Origin of the sequence: Sphingobium sp. RSMS, assembly GCF_005406185.4 — a bacterium.
In the GTDB taxonomy this organism is placed as follows: domain Bacteria; phylum Pseudomonadota; class Alphaproteobacteria; order Sphingomonadales; family Sphingomonadaceae; genus Sphingobium; species Sphingobium fuliginis.
This window is the reverse complement of the sequence record NZ_CM191258.1, coordinates 309,315-332,983: the sequence shown is the minus strand read 5'-3', so window position 1 is coordinate 332,983 and position 23,669 is coordinate 309,315. Positions and strand designations below refer to the sequence as shown.

The following is a 23,669-nucleotide window of genomic DNA, read 5'->3' as shown; positions in this document are numbered from 1 at the left end:
CGCCGGATTTGACAAGGACCATGCTCCTGCGCAGGCGGGAGCATCCAGCGTTTCCGGGATTTCAGACCGCGCCGCCCAATGCCTTGACCAACGCAACGCTCGCCCGCATCCGCTGCGTCTCCACCGACAGCAGCGCGCGCTGCGCCTCCAGCGCGTCCGTCTGCGCCGTCACCACCTCCAGATAGTCCGACGCCCCATCCCGATAGCGGGTCAGCGCCAGCTCACTCGTCCGCCCTGCCGCCGCGGCCGCGCTGCGCTGGTTCACCGCCTGATCGGCCAGATGCCGGTTCGCGGCGATCGCATCCTCTACCTGCCGGAACGCCCCCAGCACCGTCTCCCGATAGCCCGCGCTCACCTCTTCATATTCCGCGCGGGACATCTTCACCCCGGCCCTCCGCCGACCGCCGTCGAACAGCGCCAGCACCGCCGAAGCCGGTCCCAACCCCCAGAAACTGCTGGGCTTGCTGAACAACTCGCCATGCGTCGTTTGATACCCGCCGGACAGCCCCAGGGTCAGCGTCGGGAAAAACGCCGCCCTCGCCACGCCGATCCGTGCATTGGCCGCAAACATCCGCCGCTCCGCCGCCGCAATATCCGGCCGCCGCTGCAACAGCTCCGAAGGCGCGCCCGCCGGCAATGGAGGCGCGCCGAGAGGCTGCACCCGCACCGGGACGGAGAAGTCGGACGCCACCGCCCCGACCAGCGCAGCGATCTCATGCTCGGTCGCCGCCCGCTCGTTGGCGACGGCGGAAATCTGCGCCCGCGCATTATCCAGCACGGTCTTGGCGCGGTTGACGTCGATCCCGGAGGCGATGCCGCCATCATGCCGCGTTGCCGTCAGTCGATAGGCCTTGCCGAATGCCTCCACCGTCTGGCGCAGCAATTCCGCCTCTGCGTCCAGCCCGCGCAACCGCGCATAGGCGTCCGCCACCGCCGCCTGAAGGCTGAGCCGCGCGGAGGCCAGATCGGCCTCGCTGGCCTGCGCATCCGCCCGCGCCGCCCTCACGCCGTTGCGGATGCGGCCCCAGAGGTCGAGTTCATAGTCCAGCGTGGCCCCCACCGAAAAATCATCATAGGTCGGCGCCGTTCCATTGCCGCCGAAACGCCTTCCAGACAGCCTCTGACGGCTGGCATCGCCCCCTGCATTCACCTGCGGGAACAGGTCCGCCCTCTCGATCCGCGCCGCCGCCCGCGCCTGGTCATAGCGCGCAAGGGCGGCCGCCAGCGTCGGACTGGCCTGCTCCGCCCGCGCCTCCAGATCGTTCAGCACGGGATCGCCAAAGGCCTCCCACCATTTGCCGCGCGACGCCTGGTCCATCGGCGTCGCCGCCGTCCAACCCTCAGCCTCCTTGAACGCCTGCGGCACGGCGGTTGCAGGCGGCCGGTAGGCTGGCGCCATCGAGCATCCCGCCAGCCCTGCCAGCAACAGGGCCGCCGCCCGGCGATCAACCCCCATGGGCAGCACCCTTGGCGGCGGCCTGGACATGCACCTTGTCGCCGCTGCGGATCGCATCGGGCGGCGTGTCGATGACCCGGTCGGTCGGCAGGACGCCACCCGACAGCAGCACCACATTGCCTTCGTCCCGCGCGATCGTGACGGGCTTGACGGTCACGCGGTCGTCCCGGCCCACCACCGCCACGGTCGGCCCGTCATTGCCGTAGAGGATCGCGCTGCCCGGCAGGGTCGCGCCATTGCCCGATCCCGCCGGCACCTTGAAGCGGACCTGCGCATAGGCGCCCGGCTTCAGCGCCCCGTCGCGATTGTCCGCCTGCAATTGCACCAGCACCGCGCCCGACTGGGCATCGACGGCGCCCGAACTGCTGGTCAGGATCGCGTCGAAGCTGCGCCCGGGATATTCCGGCAGGGTCAGCGTCGCCGCCATTCCCGGCCTGATGGCCGCCGAATAGCCTTGCGGCACCCGCACATAGATACGCATGCGATGCGTGTCGGACACGGTGAACAAGGGCTGGGCCGCCGCATTGCCCGCCACCACCAGAGCGCCGATCTGCGCCGACCGGCTCGTCACGACACCGCTGAACGGCGCGGACAGACGGGTGAAGCCCTGCAAGGCCTGCAAGCGCTTCACATTGGCGAGCGCCGCATTGGACAGGGCCCTGCGCGCGGCAAGATCGCCGGCCTTCTCATCCGCCTCCTGCCGCGAGACGGCGTCCTGCGCGAGCATGGAGGCCCAGCGCTTCGACGTGGTGGCGGCCAGCCGTTCATTGGCGAGCGCGGTCTGATAATCGGCCTGCGCCTGTGCGAGCTGCTGGTCCACCTCCGGCGCGTCCAATATGGCGAGCGGCTGCCCGGCCCCGACATGATCGCCTATATCGGCCAGCCACCGCCGCACATAGCCATTGGTCCGGGCAAAGATCGCCGCGCTGTTATAGGCCTGGACATTGCCCGGCAGCACCAATGCGTCGCCTTCGCCACCGGCGGACGGCGTCACCACCGAGACGGTGGGAATGGATGCGTCGGCAGCGACCTGCCTCAGTTCATTGGTCGCGCTGATCCGCGACGCCACGCCGATGCCGACGATGGCGACCGCGACGACCGCCGCGCCGATCCCTACCCGCTTCAACGTGCGGCTATCGGGTCCTTGCGCCTCGGGATTTTCGATGGGGTTGTGCTCAGACATGGCTCGGCTGCATTTCCAGGGAAGGCGCCTTTTGCCCATGCTTGCGATGGACGAAGGCGAATATGGTGGGAACGAAGAACAGGGTGGCGACCGTCGCGCAGATCAGGCCGCCGATGACCGCCCGGCCCAGCGGCGCATTCTGCTCGCCGCCGTCGCCCAGGCCCAGCGCCATCGGGCCCATGCCGATGATCATCGCAAGGGCGGTCATCAGCACCGGTCGGAACCGGACCATCCCCGCCTCCAGCGCGGCCTTGCCGGCGTCGCCCAGTTCAGCGAGCTTCTCCCGCGCGAAGCTGACGACCAGGATGGAGTTGGCGGTCGCCACGCCCATGCACATGATCGCGCCCGTCAGCGCGGGCACGGACAGCGTCGTACCGGTGGTGAACAGCATCCAAACGATTCCCGCCAGCGCCGCCGGCAGGGCCGTGATGATCACGAAGGGATCGACCCAGCTCTGGAAGTTGACGACGATCAGCAGGTAGATCAGCACGATGGCCCCGGCTAGCCCCCATCCCAGCCCGGAAAAGGCCGTGTTCATCGTCGCATATTGGCCGCGGATGGTGACGGTCGTCCCCTTGGGCAGTTCCTTCTCCAGCGACCGGATCGCCCGCTGCACATCCCGGGCGACCGCACCCAGGTCACGCCCCTGCGTCGTCGCGAAGATGTCCAGCACGGGCGCAATGTCATAGTGACTGACGATGGGCACGGTGTTGGACCGCTTGATCGTGGCCAGCCCGCCCAGCGGCTGAACCGAGGCGCTTGCCGCGCTGCCCGACACCGGCACATTGCTAAGGTCGCTCATGGAGCCCACCAGATATTCCGGCGCCTGCGCCACGACCGGATATTGCACGCCGTTTTCCGGGTTCACGAAGAAGACGGGCGCGGTCTGCGACGTGCCTGCAAGCTGGCTTGCCAGGCTGGTCGTCACGTCCCGCTCCGACAGGCCATATTGCCCGACGCGCGAGCGGTCGACCTCGACATCGAGCTGCGGCGAGCGCGCCGGCTGCTGGATGCGGGCGTCGGCCAGTCCCGAAATGGTGGCCATCTTCGCCAGCAGCTTCTGCGCATAGGCGCGATTGCCGGCGGCGTTCTTGCCCGCGATCTGCACGTCGATGGGCGCGGGCGCGCCGAAGTTCAGGATCTGGCTGGTGATGTCGGCCGGCAGGAAGGCGAAGCCGGTGCCGGGGAAGCGGCGCGGCAGCTCCCGCCGCAGGGTGGCGACGATCTCGTCCGTCGGCCGATGACCTTTGGTCAGCGCGATCAGCATGTCGCCATCCTGCGGGCCGATGGTGCCGCTATTATTGTAGATGGCGTTGATGCCGCTGACCGGCAGGCCGATATTGTCCGTGATGGAGGCGAGTTCCTTCGCGGGGATCAGTGAGCGGACTTCCCGCGCGATGCGGTCGAAGCGGGCGGCGCTGTCTTCGATCCGGGCACCCACCGGCACGCGCACATGCATCGCGATCTGCCCTGAATCGACCGAGGGGAAGAAGTTGCTGCCCAGCATCGGCAACAGCCCGAAAGACAGCAGAACGACGGCCATGAAGCCGAGCAGGAAGGGCTTGCGCGCATTCAGCGCCCGGTGCAGCAGCCCGACATAGCCGCGCCTTATCCTTTCGAAGCGCCGTTCGAACCCGCGCTGGAAGCGGACCAGCGGATTGCGCGAGGCAGGCGCTCCGGCCATATGCGCGTCGCCCTGTTCGACATGAGGCCGTAGCAGATACATGGCCATGGTCGGCACCAGCGTCCGCGACAGGATGAAGGATGCGATCATCGCGAACACGACGGAAAGCGCCATCGGCACGAACAGGAATCCGGCGACCCCCGGCAGGAAGAACATCGGCACGAACACGATGCAGATGCACAGCAGCGACACGAAGGCGGGCGTCACGATCTGCGCCGCGCCGTCCAGTATCGCCTCGATCACGCCCTTGCCCTGCTCCAGATGCCAGTTGATATTCTCTATGGTCACGGTGGCGTCGTCGACCAATATGCCGACCGCCAGCGCCAGCCCGCCCAGCGTCATGACGTTCAGCGTCTGGCCGAAGGCTGCAAGCGCCGCGACCGCCGCCAAGATCGCAAGCGGGATCGACAGCGCGATGATCACCGTCGAGCGCCAGGAGCCCAGGAACAGCAGGATCATCAGGGATGTCAGCGCCGCCGCGATGGCGCCTTCGTGAATGACGCCTTCCACCGCCGCCTTCACGAACAGCGACTGGTCGCCGATGGGCAATATCTTCAGGCTGTCCGGCAGGCCCGCCGCGATCTGGGGCAGCTTTTCCTTGACGCCGTCCACGATCGCCAGGGTGGAGGTGGCGCCGTTCTTGAGGATGGTCAGCAGCACGGACCGGCTGCCCTCGACATGCACGATATTCTGCTGCGGCCCGCTGCCGTCGCGGACATGCGCGACATCGCGCATCGTGATGGTCGCGCCGTTGACCACCTTGACGGGCAGGTCGTTCAGGGCCTCTATGGAGGAAGGCGCATTGTTCAGCTTCACGCTGTACTGGGTTTCCCCGATCTTGACGAAACCGGCCGGATTGATCTGGTTCTGCGCCGCGATCGCCGCACCCACATCCTGCGCCGACAGCCCCTTGGACTGAAGCGCCAGCGGATTGAGGTCGATCTGCACCTGCCGCTGCTTGCCGCCCGAGGGGAAAGGCATGGCAAGGCCGGGCACCGTGATCAGCGGCGGGCGGACCTGGTTCATCCCCATGTCGAACAGCTGCTGTTCCGACAGCCCCTTGCCCGACAGGGCGAGCTGGAGGATCGGCACGGTCGACGCGCTGTAATTCAGGACAAGCGGCGGCGTGATCCCCGGCGGCATCTGGCGCAACACGGTCTGCGACACCGACGTCACCTGCGCGGTCGCGGTGCGGATGTCGGCGCCCGGCTGGAAATAGATTTTGATGATGCCGATGCCCTGAAGCGACTGGCTCTCGATATGTTCGATGTCGTTGACCGTGGTGGTCAGCACGCGCTCATAGGGATTGACGATGCGGTTGGCCATGTCCTCCGGCGACAGGCCCGCATATTGCCAGGCGACCGCCACCACGGGAATGCGGATATTGGGAAAGATGTCGACCGGCGTTCGCGCTGCCGCCAGCACCCCCGCGATCGCGATCAGGATCGCCATCACGATGAAGGTGAGCGGACGATGCAGGGCAACCTTGACGATACCGATCATTCACGACTCCACGGATGCGCCGCCGGACGATCCCCGCCGCACATGACGATACAACCTCTCCAGATATTTTCGCCGCCTGATACCAAAGACGAAGCGCGCCAGGAAATGCGCATATCGTTTGCCGCATTTCCGGCCGTCGCCAGAAAGGCGGCCAGCGCGGAAATGCTCCAAGACGCGTGGGGACTTCGTTCGGGGCGAAGCGAATTTCCACACATCCTAGAATGCGACGGCATCCCCGGCCATGGCGGAGTGCTGCGGCAATGAGGGGGCATAGCCCGCGCACCTCCGCCGGCCAGCCGGGAGACGCCGCCACATTCGAAGCCGCCCATGCGCCCTTGGACATTCTGCGTCTAATATATAATATGGCATGATCGATATGTTGAGCGACATGATCCATGGACCTTCGCCATCTCCGCTATTTTCTGTGCGTCGCTGAGGAGATGCATTTCGGCCGCGCCGCGCTGCGCCTCGGCATATCGCAGCCGCCGCTCAGCCAGCAGATCCGTGCTCTGGAGGAGGAACTGGGCGTCCGCCTGTTCGACCGCACCAGCCGCAGGGTGCGATTGACGGAGGCCGGCCGGCTGTTCGAGCCTGAAGCACGCCGGACCCTTGCCCAGGCGGACCGCGCCGCACAGATCGCGCGCATGGCCCAAAGGGCGGAGATCGGGCGGCTGGGGCTGGGCTTCACCACTTCCGGCCCCTTCGTGCCTCCGGTGGCGCGGGCGCTCTACCGCTTCCGCCAGACCTATCCCGATGTCGAACTGATCCTGCGCGAACAAGGCCGCGACGAGCAGGTGGAGAGTGTGGCGAGCCGTCAGCTCGACCTTGGCATCGTGCGTAATTTCGAGGCGCCGGCGCTGCCCGAAGGCATGCTGTCCCGATGCCTACTCAAGGAAGAGATGGTGCTGGCCCTGCGCGCCGATCATCCGCTGGCGCTGCGCCCTGCCCCGCCGCGCATCGCTGACCTTTCCGACGAGCCGCTGGTGCTCTATGGCGCGCCCAATGGGACAGGGTTCACGGAGCATTTCCAGGCCCTGTGCGCGGAAGCAGGGTTCGTCCCGAAAATCTCGCATGAAGCCCGCAGCCTCGCGACCCTGCTGGGCCTTGTCGCGGCCGGCTTCGGCCCCACGGTGATTGCCGGGTCGATGGCGCGGCTGCACGTCGACAATGTGATCAACCGCCCCTTCGACGTGCCGGTCATGAGCGCGCTCTGGCTGATCCATCATGAGGATCTGTCACCGACCGGCCAGGCCTTTCTGAAGACCCTGCTGGAAGAACGTCATTTGTAGGAGTTAATTGAGGAAACATCTTCTGCTCAAGCCTCCTCTTCCCATTCCCTGTTCCAGCCTCTATGCATGGCCGCCGAAGGGTGGTTTCGACCGACCTTCATGATCGCGCCGGTGCCCTCCCAAGGGGCTTAATAGGGAATGCGGTGATGAATCCGCGGCTGTCCCTGCAACTGTAAGCGGCGAGCGAGACGCATAGCGATCCCCCGGAAGCGCCGGAGGATCAGCCACTGGGCCGGACGCTAAATCATGCGAGGCCTGGGAAGGCCATGCGCCAAGCTATGACCCGCGAGCCAGGAAACCTGCCTGCGTCTGGTCGCTCTTGCCTTGGTCCAGGGGATGGCCACGGCACGGTCCTCCGTCTGAGCGACGCTTCACGCAGCGGGAGCTGCTGTCGGCATGCCGGGCGCAAGAGCGTCCGTCCGGCATGAAGGCGGCTCCCGTCCGGTTTCGCAGACGCCGACGGGGTACCGACCCTATGAGCATATCGACCCATGAGCCGGAATCGCCCGGGGCGCCGGCCAGCCGTCTTCGCCGCCGCGCGACCGGCATGTTCGCCGGGCTCATCGCCGCCAATCTGACGGCCTGGATCGCGGCCTTCACGATCTTCGCGGGCGATCCGGTCATGCTGGGCACGGCGTTGCTGGCCTGGAGCCTGGGCCTCCGCCATGCCGTGGACGCCGATCATATCGCCGCCATCGACAATGTGACCCGCAAGCTGATGCAGGACGGCCAGCGGCCCCTGACCGTCGGCTTCTGGTTCGCCATCGGCCATAGCGGCATCGTCCTGATCGCCGCCGTCGCCATCGCTGTCGCCGCCAGTGCGCTGAGCCGGGTGGAAGCGGCGGGAGCCATCGGCGGCACCATCGCGACAATGGTGTCGGCGACCTTCCTCTTCGCCATCGCGGCGATGAACCTGATCATCCTCCGATCAGTTCTCAGGACGTTCAACCATGTTCGAAAGGGTGGAGCCTATGTCGATGAAGATATGGACATATTGCTTGGCAATCGGGGTTTGCTCGCACGCCTCTTCCGCCCGCTTTTCCGGCTGGTGACGCGAAGCTGGCACATGGCTCCGCTCGGCTTCCTCTTCGGTCTGGGCTTCGATACCGCAACCGAAGTCGCCATTCTGGGCCTGTCCGCCGGTCAGGCCGCCAGCGGCCTTTCGGTTGCGACCGTCCTCATCTTTCCCCTGCTCTTCGCGGCGGGCATGGCGCTGATCGACACGGCGGACGGTGCCCTGATGATGGGCGCCTATCAGTGGGCGTTCGTGAAGCCGATCCGCAAGCTCTACTACAATATCACCATCACGCTGGTGTCGGCGCTGGTCGCGCTGCTCATCGGCGGGATCGAGGCAGCGGCCCTGCTGGGCGACAAGCTCGGCCTCAGCGGCGGCGTCTGGACCCTTGCCGCCGACCTTGGCGAGCATTTCAACAGCCTCGGCTTCATCATCATCGGCCTGTTCGCCGCCTGCTGGCTGCTGAGCTGGGCCATCTATCGCTGGAAAGGCTTCGACGAGATCGAAGTCGCTCCCATCCCCAGCCACCAACCGCAAGGAAATCCCGCATGAAAAAGGTTCCCGCCACCGTCATCACTGGCTTTCTCGGCGCCGGCAAGACCACGCTGATCCGTCACCTCATCGAACATGCGGGCGGCCGCCGCCTCGCCCTCATCATCAACGAATTCGGGGACGTGGGCGTCGACGGCGCGCTGGTGCGGGGCTGCGGCGACGAAGCCTGCCCCGACAAGGACATCATCGAACTGGCCAATGGCTGCATCTGCTGCACCGTGGCCGACGATTTCCTGCCGACCATGCAAAAGCTGCTCGACCGGCCCACCCCGCCCGATCACATCATCATCGAGACCAGCGGCCTTGCCCTGCCCAAGCCGCTGGTGAAGGCCTTCCAATGGCCCGACATCCGCACGCGCGCCACGGTCGACGGAGTGATCGCCCTGATCGACGCCGACGCGCTGGCGGCGGGTCGCTTCGCCCATGACGAGGCGGCGCTCGCCGCCGCCCGCGCGGCCGACCCGACGCTGGATCATGACAGCCCCATCGAGGAACTGTTCGAGGACCAGCTTGCCTGCGCCGACCTTGTCCTGCTCAACAAGACCGATCTGGTCGCCGTGGACCGGCTGGCCGTGCTGGAGCAGGAACTGGCCCAGGAAATCCGCCCCGGCGTCCGCATCCTCCGCACGGCGAGGGGAGAGATCGAACCGGCCATATTGCTCGGCCTCGGCGCCGGGGTGGAGGACGGGATCGATGCCCGTCCCTCGCACCATGACGATGGGGAGGATCACGACCATGACGATTTCGAGAGCTTCATCGTCGACCTGGGCGAACTTTCCGGTCCGGAGCCGCTGTTGGCGGCGCTGGCGGAGAGCATCGCCGTGCATGACATCCTGCGCGTGAAGGGCTTCCTCGCCATAGAAGGGCGCCCCGCCCGCCTCGTGCTGCAAGCCGTCGGCCCCCGCATCCAGCATCATTATGACCGGCACTGGCAGGCCGACGAACCGCGCCGCTCCCGCCTGGTGGTGGTCGGCCAGAGCGGCATGGACCGCGCCGCCATAGAGGCCGCGCTCGGCGCGCAGATGGCCGCTGCCTGATGCATCTGCTGACCGCCACGCCCGGCACCGTCTCCAACGGCGACGAAGCCATCGACCTCGGCCAGTCGCCGGGCGACATCGTGCTGCTGACCGTGGCGGACAGCGAACTTGCCTGTTTCGCGAGCGCAGCCCATGTTCTGGGGCAGGAACTGGGCAGGGCGGCGCCCGAAATCCGGCTGGCCAATCTCCTCCAGCTCAAGCACCCCTATTCCGTCGATCTGTATGTCGAAAAGGTCGTCGCCCACGCCAAATTCGTCTGCGTCATCCTGCTGGGCGGCAAGAGCTATTGGCCCTATGGCATTGATGAGATTGCAAATATCGCCCGGAAAAAGGGCATAGCCTTTGCGGCGATCGCCGATGGGCGAGAAGATGACCCCGCTTTGCGCGCCGCATCGACCGTCACGGCGGAGAGCTGCGATCTCCTGCGCGACTATCTGCGGCAGGGCGGCATTGCCAACGCCATCGCCTTCCTGCGCAACGCCGCCCGCCTTGCCGGCTTCGATGCGGGCGTTCCCGATGCGCCCGTTCCGGTGGCCGACGCGGGCCTCTATTTGCCCGGCGTGGATCGACCCACGCTGGATCAGGTCAGGAGCGGATGGAAGGCAGGGCAGCCGACAGCCCTCTTCCTCTTCTACCGCACGCTGCTGATCGCGGGCACACTGGACGCCGTGGACCGCATGGTCGCGGGATTGGAGACGGCGGGCCTCAACGTCCTTCCCGTCCATGTGCGCGCCTTGCGCGAACCTTTCGCCCGGGACTTCCTGCAAGGGCTGATGGCGGAGGCGCCGCCGGACGTCATCCTCAACGCCACCGCCTTTGCCGCCAGCGCGCCGGGCGAGCCGCGCACGCCCTCCATCCTCGAACAGGCGGATTGCGCGATCCTCCAGACGATCTTCGCCAGCGCCGAACAGAGCGCCTGGGAGTCGAGCGCCCGCGGGCTTGGCCCCCGCGACCTCGCCATGCATGTCGCGCTGCCGGAGGTGGACGGCCGCCTCTTCACCCGCGCGGTCGCCTTCAAGGCCGCGGCACGGTTCGATGCCCGCACGGAATGCAGCATCGTCGTGCCCCAGATACTGGAAGATCGTGTCAGCTTCGTATCCCAACTTACTGCAAATTGGGCTAAACTCCGTAGAACGCGAGTGGAGGAACGTCGCGTCGCGCTCATCCTCGCCAACTATCCCAACAGGGATGGCCGCATCGGCAATGGCGTCGGCCTCGATACGCCCGCCAGTGCCGCCGCCATTCTGAAGGCCCTGGCGGAAGCAGGCTACGGAACGGATGATGCGCCCACCGACGGCGCCGCGCTGATGCAGCGCATGACAGGTGGCATCACCAATGCCGCGCCGGACCGTCCGGGTGAAATCACCCTCTCGCTCCAGGCCTATGACGCAGTCTTCGCCACGCTGCCCCAAGGGGTCCGCGAAGCGGTCCAATGCCGCTGGGGCGCGCCCGAAACCGATCCTTTCTTCCGCGATGGCGCCTTCCATCTGCCGGTGCACCGCTTCGGCCGGATCGCGGTCGCCGTGCAGCCGTCGCGCGGTTATCATGTCGATCCCAAGAGCAGCTATCACGACCCGGCGCTGCCCCCGCCCCATGCCTATCTCGCCTTCCATATCTGGCTGGCCGGCGATTTCGGCGCCCATGCCGTCGTCCATGTCGGCAAGCACGGCAATCTCGAATGGCTGCCGGGCAAGGCGATCGCGCTGTCCGAAAACTGCTTTCCGGAAATCTGCGCCGGGCCGATCCCGCAAATCTATCCGTTCATCGTCAACGATCCCGGCGAAGGCACCCAGGCCAAGCGTCGCATCGGCGCCTGCATCGTCGACCATCTGACGCCGCCATTGACCCGCGCCGAGAGCTACGGCCCGCTCAAGGAACTGGAGGCTCTGGTCGACGAATATTATCTCGCCGCCGGCATGGACCCACGCCGGCTGGAAACGCTGCGCAAGGACATTCTGGCCCTCGCCGCCTCGCAAGGGCTGGACAAGGATTCAGGCGCGCAGGGAAGCGGAGACGAAGCTTTAGCAGCGATCGACAACTATCTGTGCGAACTCAAGGAAATGCAGATACGCGACGGGCTGCACGTTTTCACGCAAAGCCCGAAGGGTTCGCTTCGCCGCGACCTACTCATGGCCCTTGCCCGCTGCCCAAGGGGTATGGACGATGCCGGCCAGCAGTCCCTGCTCCGTGCGCTGGCGGATGATCTTGGGCTGGATCTCGACCCGCTCGACTGCACGATGGGCGCGCCCTGGGCCGGACCCCGGCCGGAAGCGCTGCAAAGCCTGACAGGAGCACCTTGGCGCAGCACGGGCGACACGGTGGAACGGCTGGAACTTCACGCCATCCGCCTGCTCGATGAGTTGGAACATCGTCATTCCCGCGCGTGCGGGGATGACGGCAGTTGCCGGAAAGGCGCTCCCGGTCCACGGAGCGCTGCGGTTCTCAAGGCTATCGAAACCGATCTCGCCCCGCGCGTCGATGGCTGCGGAGAGGCCGAAAAAGCCGCACTCCTCAAAGCCCTCAACGGCGATTTCGTCGCCCCGGGCCCTTCCGGAGCGCCCACCAGGGGTCGCCCCGACGTCCTCCCCACCGGGCGCAATTTCTATTCGGTCGACACCAGGGCCGTGCCCACGGTGGCGGCATGGAATCTCGGGCAGCGCTCCGCCGATCTCATCGTGCAGGACTATCTCCAGCGCGAGGGCGACTATCCCCGCGCCATCGCCCTTTCCGCCTGGGGCACCGCCAATATGCGGACCGGCGGCGACGACATAGCGCAGGCGCTGGCCCTGATGGGCGTCCGGCCCCGCTGGGACTGGGCTTCGGGCCGGGTCATCGGTTTTGAGGTCATGAAGATCGCGGAACTGAACCGCCCCCGCGTCGACGTCACCTTCCGCGTGTCCGGCTTCTTCCGCGACGCCTTCCCGGAACAGATCGACCTGCTCGACAGCGCCGCCCGCGCCGTCATGGCGCTGGACGAGCCGGACGAGGACAATCCGGCCGCCGCCCGCCACCGCATCGAAACCGCCGCGCTGATCGCGCAGGGCACGCCGGAAAAGGCCGCGCGGCGCCGCGCGGGAAGCCGCGTCTTCGGTTCGAAACCGGGCGCCTATGGCGCCGGCCTCCAGGCGATGATCGACGAGAAGATCTGGCACGACCGGTCGGACCTTGCCAATGTCTATCTCGACTGGGGCAGCTATGCCTATGGCGGCGGGGTGGAAGGCGACAGCGAACGCGGCCTCTTCGCGCAGCGCCTGACCGAAGCCGACGCGCTGATCCAGAATCAGGACAATCGCGAGCACGACCTGCTCGACAGCGACGATTACTACCAGTTCGAGGGCGGCATCGCCGCCGCGGTCGAGCATCTCTCCGGCAGGAGGCCGCTCAGCTATCATAACGACCACAGCCGTCCCGAACGTCCCGTCATCCGCACGCTGGAGGACGAGATCGGCCGCATCGTCCGCGCCCGCGTCGCCAACCCCAAATGGATCGCGGGCATGATGCGCCACGGCTACAAGGGCGCGTTCGAGATCGCGGCCTCCGTCGACTATCTCTTCGCCTTCGCCGCGACCACCCATGCGGTGAAGGACCATCATTTCGACGCGGTCCACGCCGCCTTCATCGAGGATGAGGCGGTTCGCGCCTTCATGGCGGAAGCCAATCCGGCCGCCCTGCGGGAGACCGCCGCCCGCCTCCACGAAGCGCTGGACCGCGCCCTTTGGAAACCCCGGTCGAACAGCGCCGCCATGCTTCTCTCCCAACTCAAGGATGCCCCGCAATGATCGAACGCACGCCCGAACAGCATGCCGAAAAGATGAAGAAGAAACAGGCCGCCCATGACAGGATCATGGCGACCAAGACGCAGGAAAAGGGCCTGCTGATCGTCCACACCGGCAAGGGCAAGGGCAAGACGACCGCCGCGCTCGGCATGGTGGTCCGCGCCATCGGCCATGGCAGGAAGGTGGGCGTCGTGCAGTTCGTGAAGGGCGCGATGACCACCGGAGAAAAACGGGTGTTCGATGCATTCCCCGACAATGTCGAATTCAAGCCGATGGGCGAAGGCTTCACCTGGAACACGCAGGACCGGACGCGGGACATTGCCCTTGCACGCGAAGCATGGGATGAGGTGAAACGCATGATCGCCGATCCGGCCTATGACATGGTCCTTGCCGATGAACTCAACATCGTCCTGCGCTACGACTATCTTCCGGTCGAAGAGGTGCTGGAGGCCGTGACCGCCAGGGGCGAAATGAAGCATGTCATCGTCACAGGCCGCAACGCGCCCGAGGCGCTGATAGAGGCGGCCGATCTCGTCACTGAAATGACCCTCGTCAAACATCCCTTCCGCAGCGGCGTGAAGGCCCAGCCGGGAATCGAATTCTGACACACACCGCCTTCGACATCGCCGCCTTCGAGGAACTGGTGCACCTGCGCCGCGACGTGCGCCATTTCCTCACCGATCCGCTGGACGAGAGCGAGGTCGAACGGCTCCTTGCCCTCGCCCATAGCGCGCCCTCTGTCGGGCTTTCGCAGCCCTGGCGTTTCGTCCGGATCGAAACGCCCGCCTTGCGCGAGGATCTTGCCGCCCATGTCGACGCGCAGGTGATCGAGGCGGGCAGTATCTATCGGGGGGAGGAAGACAGGCTGTACCGAAGCCTGAAATTGCACGGCCTGCGCGAAGCGCCGGTGCTTTTCGCGGTCTATTGCGACGAAGGCACGGAAACCGGCCACAGGCTGGGCGCGATCACCATGCCGGAGGCGCGCCGCTATAGCTGCGTGATGGCGATCCACACCCTCTGGCTGGCTGCCCGCACGCGCGGCATCGGCATGGGCTGGGTTTCGATCCTCGACCGCCCGACCGTAGACGCCCTGCTCGCCATTCCGGAAAACTGGCGCTGCCTCGGCCTGCTGTGCCTGGGCTATCCGGTGAGCGAGGAGGCGACGCCGGAACTGGAGAGGCGCGGCTGGGAACATCGCACAGACTGGCATTCCACCATTGTCACGCGCTGACGATTCCCGTCCGAAGGCCTCTTCCCTTTCCTTTCCGCCCGGCCTATGAGCGTTTTTGGAGCGGGTTCCGCCCGCTCCATCGATCGCGTCGGTGCCCCGAAGGGGCTTAAATGGGAACGCGGTGCGGGAGGAGACTCCCTAATCCGTGGCTGTCCCTGCAACTGTGAGCGGCGAGCAAGGCAAGGACGTGCGGTTCCCCCCGGGGAACGGCCAGCCACTGGAGCGATCCGGGAAGGCCCGTGCCGAAGCGACGACCCGCAAGCCAGGAGACCTGCCGAACGCAAAGGTCGCTCTAGCCATGGTCCAGGGGATGGTCACGGCTCGGTTCTCCGCACGGGCGACGAAATGCGGCTGGGGGTGAACCCTCCGGCCGTCGTTGCGACGTGGGAGGTAAGGTCCGTTGCCAGACGCGCAAAGCGCATCGTCCGCCGCCATTCGCGGCTGGTGCCCGACGGCATGGCGCCCGATGATGGCGGGCGACGGGCTGCTGGTGCGGGTCCGTCCACCGCTGGGCCGCCTGACCGTTCCCCAGGCCATCGGCCTTGCCGAAGCCGCGCGTCTTCACGGCAATGGCCTTGTCGACCTCACCAACCGGGCCGCGCTCCAGCTTCGCGGCGTGACGGAACAAGGCCATGGCCCGCTGCTCCGGCACCTTGTCGCCCTGGGCCTTACGGATCACGATCCGGCCCGCGAAGCGCGCCGCAATTTCCTGCTCGCTCCCGATTCATCGCCCGGGGATGACACGGAAAGCATCGCGCTCAGCCTGATCGCCCACATCGATGAGCTGCCCCAGCTTCCTTCCAAGATAGGGATCGCCATAGATGCCGGGCCTGCGCCCTGTCTTGCCGCCGTCCCCGCCGATTTCCGGTTCGAGCGCAGCGAGGCGGGCAGGCTGCTGCTGCGGGTGGAGGGGCGTCCGCTGGGTTCGCCCACCAGCGTTGAAACGGCGGCGCGCGACCTGATTGCGCTTGCCCGCTGGTTCCTTGCCACGGGCGGCGGCGCATCGGGCCGTGCCGCCCGGCACGAAGCCCCGCTGCCGACCGCTGCCGACATCGCGCCCGCGCCATCCCGCCCGCTGTCCCGATTGCTGGCGGAGGCATCGGGGCCTTTCCACGGCATTCCCTTCGGTCAGTTTGACGCCGACAGCCTTATCGCGCTGGCCGGGAAACCGCATGTCACGGCCCTGCGCCTCACCCCATGGCGCGGTTTGATCCTGGAGGGCGGCGCAGACAGTGCGGAGCACGCCTCTCCTGACGGCCTGCTCCGCGTCGACGCCTGCCCCGGCGCGCCCGCATGCCCGCAGGCAAGCGTCGAGACGCGCGGCCTCGCCACCCGGCTCGCGCCCCTTGTCGAAGGGTCGCTGCATGTGTCCGGCTGCGCCAAGGGCTGCGCCCGCCAAAGGCCCGCAGGGCTGGTCCTCACCGGCCGGCAGGGCCGCTTCGACCTGTCCCGCAACGCCCGCGCCGGATCGCCGCCGGAAAAAACCGGCCTGACCGCCCGACAAATCCTCGCCCTGTTCGGAAGGCCCTGATGCCCCACAGCTACGAAACCGACGGAGCCGCCATCTATCGGCAGTCCTTCCGCACCATTCGCGCCGAAGCCGACCTTGCCCGCTTCTCGCCCGAGGAGGAACGCATCGCCGTCCGCATGATCCATGCGGCGGGCCTGGTCGGACTTGCTTCCCACATCCGCTTTTCGCCGTCCTTCGCCCGGGACGCCATCGCCGCGCTTCAGGCGGGCGCGCCGATCCTCTGCGACGCGCGCATGGTGTCGGAGGGCATAACCCTGAAGCGCCTGCCCGCCGCCAATCCGATCCTCTGCACCCTGAACGATCCGCAGGTGCCTGCCCTGGCGGCGCAAATGTCCAACACCCGCTCGGCCGCGGCGCTCGAACTCTGGCGCCCGCATCTGGAAGGCGCGCTGGTCGCGATCGGCAATGCCCCGACGGCGCTTTTCCATCTGCTCAACATGCTGGAGGACCCCGACTGCCCCCGCCCGGCCGCGATCATCGGCTGCCCCGTCGGCTTCGTCGGCGCGGCAGAATCGAAGGAAGCGCTCTGGCGCAGCCGGCCCGTCCCCTGCTGTATCGTGGAGGGTCGCCCCGGCGGCAGCGCCATCACGGTCGCGGCGGTGAATGCGATAGCGAGCCCGGCGGAATGAGCGGCGGGACCATCCATGGCGTCGGCCTGGGACCGGGGGCGCAGGACCTGATGAGCGTCCGCGCCGACCGGCTGATCCGCAATGCCCGGCACATCGCCTATTTCCGCAAGAGGGGAAGGTCGGGCCATGCCCGCAGCATCGTGGAGGGCATGTTGCGCGCCGATGCCGTCGAATATCCGATGGAATATCCGGTCACGACGGAAATCCCGCTGTCAGACCCGCGCTACAATGATCTGCTCTCGACCTTCTATGCCGATTGCACGGCGCATCTGGACAGGCTTTCGGCACGCGGCGAGGATGTGGTCGTCCTTTGCGAAGGCGATCCCTTCTTCTACGGCAGCTTCATGCACCTGCACAGCCGCCTTGCCGCGCCGGTGAAGATCGTCCCCGGCATCACCGGCATGTCCGGCGCCTGGACCGCCAGCGGCACGCCGATCAGTTGGGGCGACGATGTCCTGACGGTGTTGATGGCCACCCTGTCCGAAGAGGAACTGACCCGCCGCATCCGCGACAGCCATGCTCTGGTCGTCATGAAGATCGGCCGCAACCTTCCCAGGCTTCGCCGCGCCGTCGAAGCCGCCGGCAAGCAGGACAGCGCCTGGCTGGTCGAATATGCGACCATGGCGGATCAGCGCATCACCCCGCTGGCGGAAGCGACCGACGTCACCGCTTATTTTTCGATCCTGCTGGTCCACGGACAGGGCCGCCGTCCATGACCGGATGGGTCGTGGCAGCCGGTCTTGGTCCGGGAGCGGACGCGCTCATCACGCCGGAGGTGGCGGATGCGCTGGCGCAGGCGAGCGACGTGATCGGATACATCCCCTATGTCGCCCGGGTGGCCCAAAGACCGGGCCTGACGCTCCACGCCTCGGACAATCGGGTCGAACTCGACCGCGCCGCCCATGCCCTGGCCCTCGCCGCGCAGGGCAAGCGGGTGGCGGTGGTTTCCTCGGGCGATCCGGGGGTCTTCGCCATGGCCTCCGCCCTGTTCGAAGCCGTGGAGGCGGGGCCGGAGGACTGGCGCGACCTCGACATCCGCGTCCTGCCCGGCATCACCGCCATGCTCGCCGCCGCCGCAAGGGCGGGCGCGCCGCTCGGCCATGATTTCTGCGCCATCAACCTGTCCGACAATCTCAAGCCCTGGCCGCTGATCGAGCGCCGCCTGCGCCTCGCCGCACAGGCCGATTTCGCCATGGCCTTCTACAATCCCCGTTCCCGTTCCCGGCCGGAGGGTTTCGGGCGGGCGCTGGCGATCCTGCGCGAGGAATGCGGCGAGGACCGGTTCATCCTGTTCGCCCGGGCCGTCTCCACGCCGGAGGAAACGCTGAGCGTGGTGCCGTTGAGCCGGGCCACTGCGGACATGGCCGACATGCGCACCATGGTCATCGTCGGTTCCAGCCGCACCCGGCTGATCGAACGCTCCGGCCCACCGATCCTCTATACGCCGCGCTCCGCCGCATGACCCAGCCATTGCAGCACCCCGGCGACCTCATGCGTCACCTGCGCCGCTGGACAGGCCGGACGCTCGATCATCACGACCGGCAGTCCCAGCATCCGCGCGGCGACCAGCTTCGCCCGCGCGCCGCCGCCGCCCGCATTTTTCGACACCACGCAGTCGATGCCATGGGCGCGCATCAACCGCATGTCGCCCTCCACCGTGAAGGGACCGCGGTCGATGACCAGCGCATGATCGGGCAGCCCCGGCGCAACGGCGGGCATATCGACGAAGCGCAACAGATAATGATGCTGAGGCTGCACGGCGAAGGCGTCCACATGCATGCGCCCCAGGGCCAGCATCACATTCCGCCTGGCTCCCTCCAGCGCCGCCACCGCCCCGGCCATGTCCGGCACATGGGTCCAGCAGTCTCCCTCCGCCGCGGTCCAGGGCGGCCGGGTCAGCATGATGTGCTCCACCCCCGCCTCCCGCGCCGCGCCAAGGGCATTCCCGCTCATCACAGCGGCGAAGGGATGAGTGGCGTCCACCAGATGGGTGACGCCTTCCTCCCGCAAATAGCGCGCGAGGCCGGCCATGCCCCCGAAGCCGCCGACGCGCACCGGCACCGGCTGCGCCCGTGGTTTGTCCGTCCGCCCCGCATAGCTCAACACCGCGCGAACGCCCCGCTCGGCAAGAGCAGCCGCAAGCGCGCTCGCTTCCGTGGTGCCGCCCAGAATGAGGATGTTGGACATGCCCGATACTCCTGACGGTCCGTGGCTGACGATCGTCGGCATCGGGGAAGACGGCCCGAATGGCCTGTCGTCCGCCGCCCGCGAAGCGCTGGAGAAAGCCGCGCTCGTCGCCGGAGCGCCGCGCCATCTTGCGCTGCTGCCAGCCCTTAGGGCCGAAAGCCTGCCCTGGCCAGTCCCGTTCGCGGCCGGCGTTCCGATGCTGCTCGCCCGCCGTGGAGACCCAACCGTCCTGCTTGCCTCCGGCGATCCCTTCTGGTTCGGCGCGGGGAGCAGCATCACGCGGCATTTGCGGCCGGATGAATGGACGGCGCACCCTGCCCCCTCCACATTCTCCCTTGCCGCCGCGCGGCTGGGCTGGGCGCTTCAGGACGTGGAATGCCATGGCCTCCACGCCGCGCCGCTGACGCGGTTGCGCCCCGGTCTCGTGCCCGGCCGCCGCGCCATATTGCTGCTGCGCGACGGGCAGGCGGCGGTCGAGCTTGCCGCCTGGCTGACGGAACAGGGCTTCGGCCGTTCGACCCTGCATGTGCTGGAAGCGCTGGGCGGCCCCCGCGAACATATCCGCCAGTGCACGGCCGAAGCGCCGGACCTTGCCGATGTCGCGCATCCCGTTGCGGTCGGCCTGTCCGTGGCGGGCGAAGGCAGGACGCTCCCCCGCTCCAGCGGCATCCCCGACGACTGGTTCGACCATGACGGCCAGATCACCAAGCGCCCGGCCCGCGCCCTGACCCTGTCCGCCCTGGCGCCCCGCCCTGGCGAGACATTATGGGACATAGGCGCAGGTTCCGGCTCCATCGCCATAGAATGGCTGCTCGCCCATTCCTCCACCCAGGCCATCGCTTTCGAGGCCGATCCGGATCGCGCCGCCCGGGCGCGCGCCAATGCCCTTCATCTGGGCGTCGACCGCCTGACCGTCATGGAGGGCAGAGCGCCCGACATCCTGACCGGCCGGACCCGCCCCGAGGCCGTCTTCATCGGCGGAGGGCTGAGCCAGTCCCTGCTCGCGACATTGTTCGCCCTGCCCGGCGGTCCCACGCGCCTTGTCGCCAATGCCGTCACGCTGGAATCGGAAGCGCTGCTTGCCAAATGGCATGCCGACAAGGGCGGCGACCTGCTTCGCATCGAGCTTGCGCAGGCGATGCCCCTGGGCAGCCGTCGCGGCTGGCGTTCCGCCTATCCGCTGGTGCAGTGGAGCGTGACGCTATGATCGTCGCCGGCTTCGGCTTCCGCCACAGCGCGTCGCTCGCTTCGCTGGAATCGGCGCTGGAGCAGGCGACGGGCGCCATGATCGCGGTCGACGCGCTGGCAACCCTCGATGGCAAGGCCGGGCAGCTTGCGCCATTGGCGCGCAAGCTCGCCCTGCCCCTGATGGCCGTCGGCGTGGAAAGGCTGGCGGAACAGCCCGTGGCCACCCGATCTCCCGCCAGCATGGCCGCCCATGGCACCGGCAGCGTCGCCGAAGCCACGGCCCTCGCCGCTTCAGGGCCAGAGGGCCGCCTGCTAGCGCCCCGCGCCTTCTCCTCCGACCGCCTCGCAAGTTGCGCCCTAGCCGAAAGCCCTGCCCCATGACCGTTCATTTCATCGGCGCCGGTCCCGGCGCGCCCGACCTCATCACCCTGCGCGGGCGCGACCTGATCGCACGTTCTCCGGTCTGTCTCTATGCCGGATCGCTGGTGCCCGCCGCCCTGCTCGATCATTGTCCGGCGGGCGCGCGGATCGTCAACACGGCGCCGCTGACGCTGGACGAGATCGTCGCCATCATCGTCGATGCCCATCAAGCGGGGCATGACGTCGCGCGCCTTCATTCCGGCGACCTGTCCGTCTGGTCGGCCATGGGCGAGCAGCTTCGGCGGCTGAAAGCGATCGGCATTCCTTTCAGCATCACGCCCGGCGTCCCCTCCTTCGCCGCCGCCGCTGCCGCCATCGGCGCCGAACTGACGCTGCCCGAACTCGGCCAGTCGGTGATCCTCACGCGGACGCCGGGGCGCGCCAGCGCCATGCCGTCCGGTGAAAGCCTCTCTGCATTCGGCGCGACCGGCGCGACGCTCGCCATCCATCTGTCGATCCATAATCTGGCGCAGGTGGTGCGCGACCTGATCCCGCATCATGGCGCCCATTGCCCCGCGGCCGTGGTGTGGCGCGCAAGCTGGCCGGATCAGCGGATCGTGCGGGCGACGCTGGGCACCATCGGGGAAGCTGCTGCGGACGGGCCCGAACGGACCGCCATCATTCTTGTCGGCCCGGTGCTGGGCAGCGAGGATTTCGCGGAAAGCAGCCTCTACGCGCCCGGCTATGACCGCCGTTTCCGACCGGCCAGCGCCGACTCCGCCTTCATCGACAAGCCATGACGCCGGGCCTTCTGATCGCGGCGCCCCGATCAGGATCGGGCAAGACGACCGTCACGCTGGGCCTGCTGCGGGCCTTTTCCCGAATGGGCATCAGGGTACAGCCGTTCAAGTCCGGCCCCGACTATATCGACCCGGCATTTCAGCAGGCGGCCAGCCGCCGCCCCTCCTTCAACCTCGACAGTTGGGCGATGTCCGCATCGCAGATGGCGACCGTTGCAGGCCGGGCCGACGCAGAACTGATCGTCGCGGAAGGCGTGATGGGCCTGTTCGACGGCGCCCCCGCCGTCGGGGAAGCCGGCACCGGCGCGAGCGCGGACATCGCGGCGCTGTTCGGCTGGCCCGTCCTTCTCGTCATGGACGTGTCGGGCCAGAGCCAGTCCGCCGCCGCCATCGCCAGCGGTTTCCGTGGCCTTCGTTCCGATATTTCCATGGCAGGCGTCGTCCTCAACCAAGTCGCCAGCCAGCGCCACGAACGGCTGATCCGCGCGGCGATGGAGGGGGCGGACATCCCCGTCCTGGGCGCCATTCCGCGCTCCGCCGCGCTCCACCTGCCGGAGCGTCATCTGGGTCTGGTCCAGGCGGCCGAACAGGCCGATCTCGACCGGATCATCGACCGGATGGCGGACATCGTGGCGACCCATGTGGACCTCAACGCTGTCCGGCGCGCGGCCCGGTCCGCCCCGGCGCAGGATCGCGCTTCAATGCCGACCCTGCCGCCACCCGGCCAGCGCATTGCCATCGCCCGGGACGAAGCCTTCTCCTTCACCTATGCGCATCTCCTGTCCGGCTGGCGGGATGCAGGCGCGGAAATCCTGCCCTTCTCCCCCCTGGCCGACGAAGCCCCGGCAGCCGATGCCGATGCGGTCTGGCTCCCCGGCGGCTATCCCGAACTCCATGCGGGCCGGATCGCGCAGGCGGCCCATTTCCTTTCCGGCCTGCGCCGCCACGCACTGGACCGTCCGATCCATGGCGAATGCGGCGGCTATATGGTGCTGGGACAGGCGCTGATCGATGCCGACGGGCGGGCACATGCCATGGCCGGCCTGCTCGGCCTCGTCACCAGCTTCGCGGAACGGCGCCTTCATCTTGGCTACCGACAGGCGCGCTTGCTGGCGCCGATGGGCGGCATGCCTGCGGGAGCGATGCTGAACGGCCATGAATTCCATTATTCCACCATCGTCGAGCAACCGGACAGCCCGCTCGCTCATGTGACCGACGCGGAAGGTCAGGCCGTTCCGTCGACGGGATCGCATCGCGGCCGCGTCACCGGCAGTTTCTTCCACCTCATCGCTCCCGCCTCGAAAGCCTCCTCATGATCAGCATCGACCTTATCGGCATCGGCACGGGCAATCCCGATCACCTCACCCGCGCCGCGGTGAAGGCGATGAACGACGCCGACCTCATCCTGCTGCCCCGCAAGGGCGACGCCAAGTCCGACCTCATCGACCTGCGCCGCGCCATTTGCGCCGAACTGCTGACGCAGGCGGTGAAAATCGTGGAATTCGACATGCCCCGGCGACCGGACCGGACCGATTATGTCGGCGCCGTCCTCGACTGGCACGATGCCATCGCCGCGCTCTGGATGGAGCAGGTCGCCCGGCACCTTCCCGAAGGCGGCAGGCTCGCCCTGCTGGTCTGGGGCGATCCGTCGCTTTATGACAGCAGCCTGCGCATCGCCGGGCGCCTGCCGGACGTGAAGGTCCGCGTGATCCCCGGCATCACCAGCGTACAGGCGCTGACCGCCGCCCACGGCATCTGCCTCAACGACCTTGCCGATCCCGTGCTGATCACCACCGGCCGGCGCCTCAGCGAACGCGGCTGGCCGGACTGCGCCGACAGCCTGGTCGTCATGCTGGATGGCCATTGCGCCTTCCAGACCCTGCCGCCCGAGGGTCTCGACATATGGTGGGGCGCCTATCTGGGATTGCCCCAGGAAAGACTCGCCCAGGGTCCGCTGGCCATGAGGGGGGCCGAAATCGCCTCATGCCGCGCCGCGCTCCGCCAGGAACACGGCTGGATCATGGACATCTATCTTTTACGAAGGCGCAAGACGGTCCGACGACCCTGAAGCCGTCAGGCGACGTTCGGCATCAATTCGATGATCGGCCTGCTCGCGGCCTGTCGCAGGCCGCTCGATGCCGTTTCGGCGCGGCGGCGGAACTCGGCAGCCATTGCCTGATGCATCATGCGCGCCGAAGCATCCGCGGTGGTCGCTGCCAGTTGATCATGCATTCTTGCCCGGTCTAGA

Annotated in this window: 19 protein-coding genes and 2 riboswitches; of the genes, 15 read left to right on the top strand and 4 right to left on the bottom strand. The window is 67.5% G+C overall.

The window, feature by feature from the left end; translation table 11 throughout:
- Positions 1 to 61 precede the first annotated feature (61 nt).
- From EGM87_RS19680 to EGM87_RS19670, 3 genes are read right to left on the bottom strand one after another with little or no spacing between them, the layout of a single operon-like run.
- The gene (locus EGM87_RS19680; protein WP_025546663.1) at positions 62 to 1,456 is read right to left on the bottom strand and encodes an efflux transporter outer membrane subunit; all 1,395 of its coding nucleotides are present in this window, start codon (positions 1,454 to 1,456) and stop codon (positions 62 to 64) included.
- Entirely contained in the window at positions 1,446 to 2,639 is a 1,194-nt protein-coding gene (locus EGM87_RS19675) for an efflux RND transporter periplasmic adaptor subunit (protein ID WP_137709029.1), read from the bottom strand. Before EGM87_RS19675 ends, EGM87_RS19680 begins: the two co-directional genes overlap by 11 nt.
- Positions 2,632 to 5,826, bottom strand: a complete 3,195-nt coding sequence (locus EGM87_RS19670) for an efflux RND transporter permease subunit (protein WP_025546661.1) — start codon at positions 5,824 to 5,826, stop codon at positions 2,632 to 2,634. The genes EGM87_RS19675 and EGM87_RS19670 overlap by 8 nt, the downstream gene beginning before the upstream one ends.
- 395 nt (positions 5,827 to 6,221) lie before the next feature.
- Between EGM87_RS19670 and EGM87_RS19665 the strand changes: the two genes are divergently transcribed.
- The 10 genes from EGM87_RS19665 (at position 6,222) to cobJ (ending at position 18,348) form a co-directional block, all read left to right on the top strand.
- Entirely contained in the window at positions 6,222 to 7,115 is an 894-nt protein-coding gene (locus EGM87_RS19665) for a LysR substrate-binding domain-containing protein (RefSeq protein WP_044660793.1), read from the top strand.
- Between the two features lie 92 nt (positions 7,116 to 7,207).
- Positions 7,208 to 7,436, top strand: a riboswitch (cobalamin riboswitch).
- 154 nt (positions 7,437 to 7,590) lie between these two features.
- Positions 7,591 to 8,682, top strand: a complete 1,092-nt coding sequence (locus tag EGM87_RS19660; protein ID WP_025546657.1) for a HoxN/HupN/NixA family nickel/cobalt transporter — start codon at positions 7,591 to 7,593, stop codon at positions 8,680 to 8,682.
- The gene (gene cobW, locus EGM87_RS19655; protein ID WP_137709030.1) at positions 8,679 to 9,719 is read left to right on the top strand and encodes a cobalamin biosynthesis protein CobW; all 1,041 of its coding nucleotides are present in this window, start codon (positions 8,679 to 8,681) and stop codon (positions 9,717 to 9,719) included. Before EGM87_RS19660 ends, cobW begins: the two co-directional genes overlap by 4 nt.
- Positions 9,719 to 13,498 carry a cobaltochelatase subunit CobN gene (gene cobN, locus EGM87_RS19650; protein WP_137709031.1) on the top strand — a complete coding sequence of 1,260 codons (3,780 nt, stop codon included), beginning with the start codon at positions 9,719 to 9,721 and terminating at the stop codon, positions 13,496 to 13,498. Before cobW ends, cobN begins: the two co-directional genes overlap by 1 nt.
- Positions 13,495 to 14,100 carry a cob(I)yrinic acid a,c-diamide adenosyltransferase gene (gene cobO, locus EGM87_RS19645; protein WP_025546651.1) on the top strand — a complete coding sequence of 202 codons (606 nt, stop codon included), beginning with the start codon at positions 13,495 to 13,497 and terminating at the stop codon, positions 14,098 to 14,100. Before cobN ends, cobO begins: the two co-directional genes overlap by 4 nt.
- Positions 14,101 to 14,156: 56 nt before the next feature.
- A complete protein-coding gene (bluB, locus tag EGM87_RS19640; RefSeq protein ID WP_025546649.1) occupies positions 14,157 to 14,726 on the top strand; it encodes a 5,6-dimethylbenzimidazole synthase in 570 nt (189 codons plus the stop codon).
- 72 nt (positions 14,727 to 14,798) lie between these two features.
- A riboswitch (cobalamin riboswitch) is annotated at positions 14,799 to 15,020 on the top strand.
- A 172-nt stretch (positions 15,021 to 15,192) separates the two neighbouring features.
- Complete coding sequence (locus EGM87_RS19635) at positions 15,193 to 16,257, top strand: ferredoxin-like domain-containing protein (protein WP_025546645.1); 1,065 nt, start codon at positions 15,193 to 15,195, stop codon at positions 16,255 to 16,257.
- Positions 16,257 to 16,886 (top strand): precorrin-8X methylmutase, encoded by a 630-nt coding sequence (locus tag EGM87_RS19630; RefSeq protein ID WP_044660799.1) that lies wholly within the window; start codon positions 16,257 to 16,259, stop codon positions 16,884 to 16,886. The genes EGM87_RS19635 and EGM87_RS19630 overlap by 1 nt, the downstream gene beginning before the upstream one ends.
- Positions 16,883 to 17,602 carry a precorrin-2 C(20)-methyltransferase gene (cobI, locus tag EGM87_RS19625; protein ID WP_137709032.1) on the top strand — a complete coding sequence of 240 codons (720 nt, stop codon included), beginning with the start codon at positions 16,883 to 16,885 and terminating at the stop codon, positions 17,600 to 17,602. Before EGM87_RS19630 ends, cobI begins: the two co-directional genes overlap by 4 nt.
- Positions 17,599 to 18,348: a precorrin-3B C(17)-methyltransferase gene (gene cobJ, locus EGM87_RS19620; protein ID WP_137709033.1), complete on the top strand. Its 750-nt coding sequence runs from the start codon at positions 17,599 to 17,601 to the stop codon at positions 18,346 to 18,348. Before cobI ends, cobJ begins: the two co-directional genes overlap by 4 nt.
- Here the strand turns inward: cobJ and EGM87_RS19615 are convergent.
- Positions 18,324 to 19,073 carry a cobalt-precorrin-6A reductase gene (locus EGM87_RS19615; RefSeq protein WP_137709034.1) on the bottom strand — a complete coding sequence of 250 codons (750 nt, stop codon included), beginning with the start codon at positions 19,071 to 19,073 and terminating at the stop codon, positions 18,324 to 18,326. The two genes, cobJ and EGM87_RS19615, sit on opposite strands and share 25 nt — an antisense overlap.
- Here EGM87_RS19615 and cbiE point away from each other — a divergent pair.
- From cbiE to cobF, 5 genes are read left to right on the top strand one after another with little or no spacing between them, the layout of a single operon-like run.
- Positions 19,072 to 20,280: a precorrin-6y C5,15-methyltransferase (decarboxylating) subunit CbiE gene (cbiE, locus tag EGM87_RS19610; RefSeq protein ID WP_137709035.1), complete on the top strand. Its 1,209-nt coding sequence runs from the start codon at positions 19,072 to 19,074 to the stop codon at positions 20,278 to 20,280. The genes EGM87_RS19615 and cbiE overlap by 2 nt on opposite strands.
- Complete coding sequence (locus EGM87_RS19605) at positions 20,277 to 20,642, top strand: cobalamin biosynthesis protein (RefSeq protein ID WP_025546640.1); 366 nt, start codon at positions 20,277 to 20,279, stop codon at positions 20,640 to 20,642. The genes cbiE and EGM87_RS19605 overlap by 4 nt, the downstream gene beginning before the upstream one ends.
- Positions 20,639 to 21,421, top strand: coding sequence for a precorrin-4 C(11)-methyltransferase (cobM, locus tag EGM87_RS19600; protein ID WP_025546638.1), 783 nt, complete (start codon positions 20,639 to 20,641; stop codon positions 21,419 to 21,421). The genes EGM87_RS19605 and cobM overlap by 4 nt, the downstream gene beginning before the upstream one ends.
- Entirely contained in the window at positions 21,418 to 22,737 is a 1,320-nt protein-coding gene (locus EGM87_RS19595; protein ID WP_137709036.1) for a cobyrinic acid a,c-diamide synthase CobB, read from the top strand. The genes cobM and EGM87_RS19595 overlap by 4 nt, the downstream gene beginning before the upstream one ends.
- On the top strand, positions 22,734 to 23,489 hold the full coding sequence (cobF, locus tag EGM87_RS19590) for a precorrin-6A synthase (deacetylating) (RefSeq protein WP_137709037.1): 756 nt from the start codon (positions 22,734 to 22,736) through the stop codon (positions 23,487 to 23,489). Before EGM87_RS19595 ends, cobF begins: the two co-directional genes overlap by 4 nt.
- The last annotated feature ends 180 nt before the right edge of the window (positions 23,490 to 23,669 follow it).

Excerpts from the sequence above, each read along its gene's own strand:
- EGM87_RS19630 (WP_044660799.1), top strand. The coding sequence starts at position 16,257 with ATGCCCCACAGCTACGAAACCGACGGAGCCGCCATCTATCGGCAGTCC.
- cobJ (WP_137709033.1), top strand. The coding sequence starts at position 17,599 with ATGACCGGATGGGTCGTGGCAGCCGGTCTTGGTCCGGGAGCGGACGCG.
- cobN (WP_137709031.1), top strand. The coding sequence starts at position 9,719 with ATGCATCTGCTGACCGCCACGCCCGGCACCGTCTCCAACGGCGACGAA.
- cobF (WP_137709037.1), top strand. The coding sequence starts at position 22,734 with ATGATCAGCATCGACCTTATCGGCATCGGCACGGGCAATCCCGATCAC.
- cbiE (WP_137709035.1), top strand. The coding sequence starts at position 19,072 with ATGCCCGATACTCCTGACGGTCCGTGGCTGACGATCGTCGGCATCGGG.
- cobO (WP_025546651.1), top strand. The coding sequence starts at position 13,495 with ATGATCGAACGCACGCCCGAACAGCATGCCGAAAAGATGAAGAAGAAA.
- EGM87_RS19635 (WP_025546645.1), top strand. The coding sequence starts at position 15,193 with ATGATGGCGGGCGACGGGCTGCTGGTGCGGGTCCGTCCACCGCTGGGC.
- cobW (WP_137709030.1), top strand. The coding sequence starts at position 8,679 with ATGAAAAAGGTTCCCGCCACCGTCATCACTGGCTTTCTCGGCGCCGGC.
- cobI (WP_137709032.1), top strand. The coding sequence starts at position 16,883 with ATGAGCGGCGGGACCATCCATGGCGTCGGCCTGGGACCGGGGGCGCAG.
- EGM87_RS19595 (WP_137709036.1), top strand. The coding sequence starts at position 21,418 with ATGACGCCGGGCCTTCTGATCGCGGCGCCCCGATCAGGATCGGGCAAG.
- EGM87_RS19605 (WP_025546640.1), top strand. The coding sequence starts at position 20,277 with ATGATCGTCGCCGGCTTCGGCTTCCGCCACAGCGCGTCGCTCGCTTCG.
- EGM87_RS19665 (WP_044660793.1), top strand. The coding sequence starts at position 6,222 with ATGGACCTTCGCCATCTCCGCTATTTTCTGTGCGTCGCTGAGGAGATG.
- EGM87_RS19670 (WP_025546661.1), bottom strand. The coding sequence starts at position 5,826 with ATGATCGGTATCGTCAAGGTTGCCCTGCATCGTCCGCTCACCTTCATC.
- EGM87_RS19680 (WP_025546663.1), bottom strand. The coding sequence starts at position 1,456 with ATGGGGGTTGATCGCCGGGCGGCGGCCCTGTTGCTGGCAGGGCTGGCG.
- EGM87_RS19615 (WP_137709034.1), bottom strand. The coding sequence starts at position 19,073 with ATGTCCAACATCCTCATTCTGGGCGGCACCACGGAAGCGAGCGCGCTT.
- EGM87_RS19675 (WP_137709029.1), bottom strand. The coding sequence starts at position 2,639 with ATGTCTGAGCACAACCCCATCGAAAATCCCGAGGCGCAAGGACCCGAT.
- cobM (WP_025546638.1), top strand. The coding sequence starts at position 20,639 with ATGACCGTTCATTTCATCGGCGCCGGTCCCGGCGCGCCCGACCTCATC.
- EGM87_RS19660 (WP_025546657.1), top strand. The coding sequence starts at position 7,591 with ATGAGCATATCGACCCATGAGCCGGAATCGCCCGGGGCGCCGGCCAGC.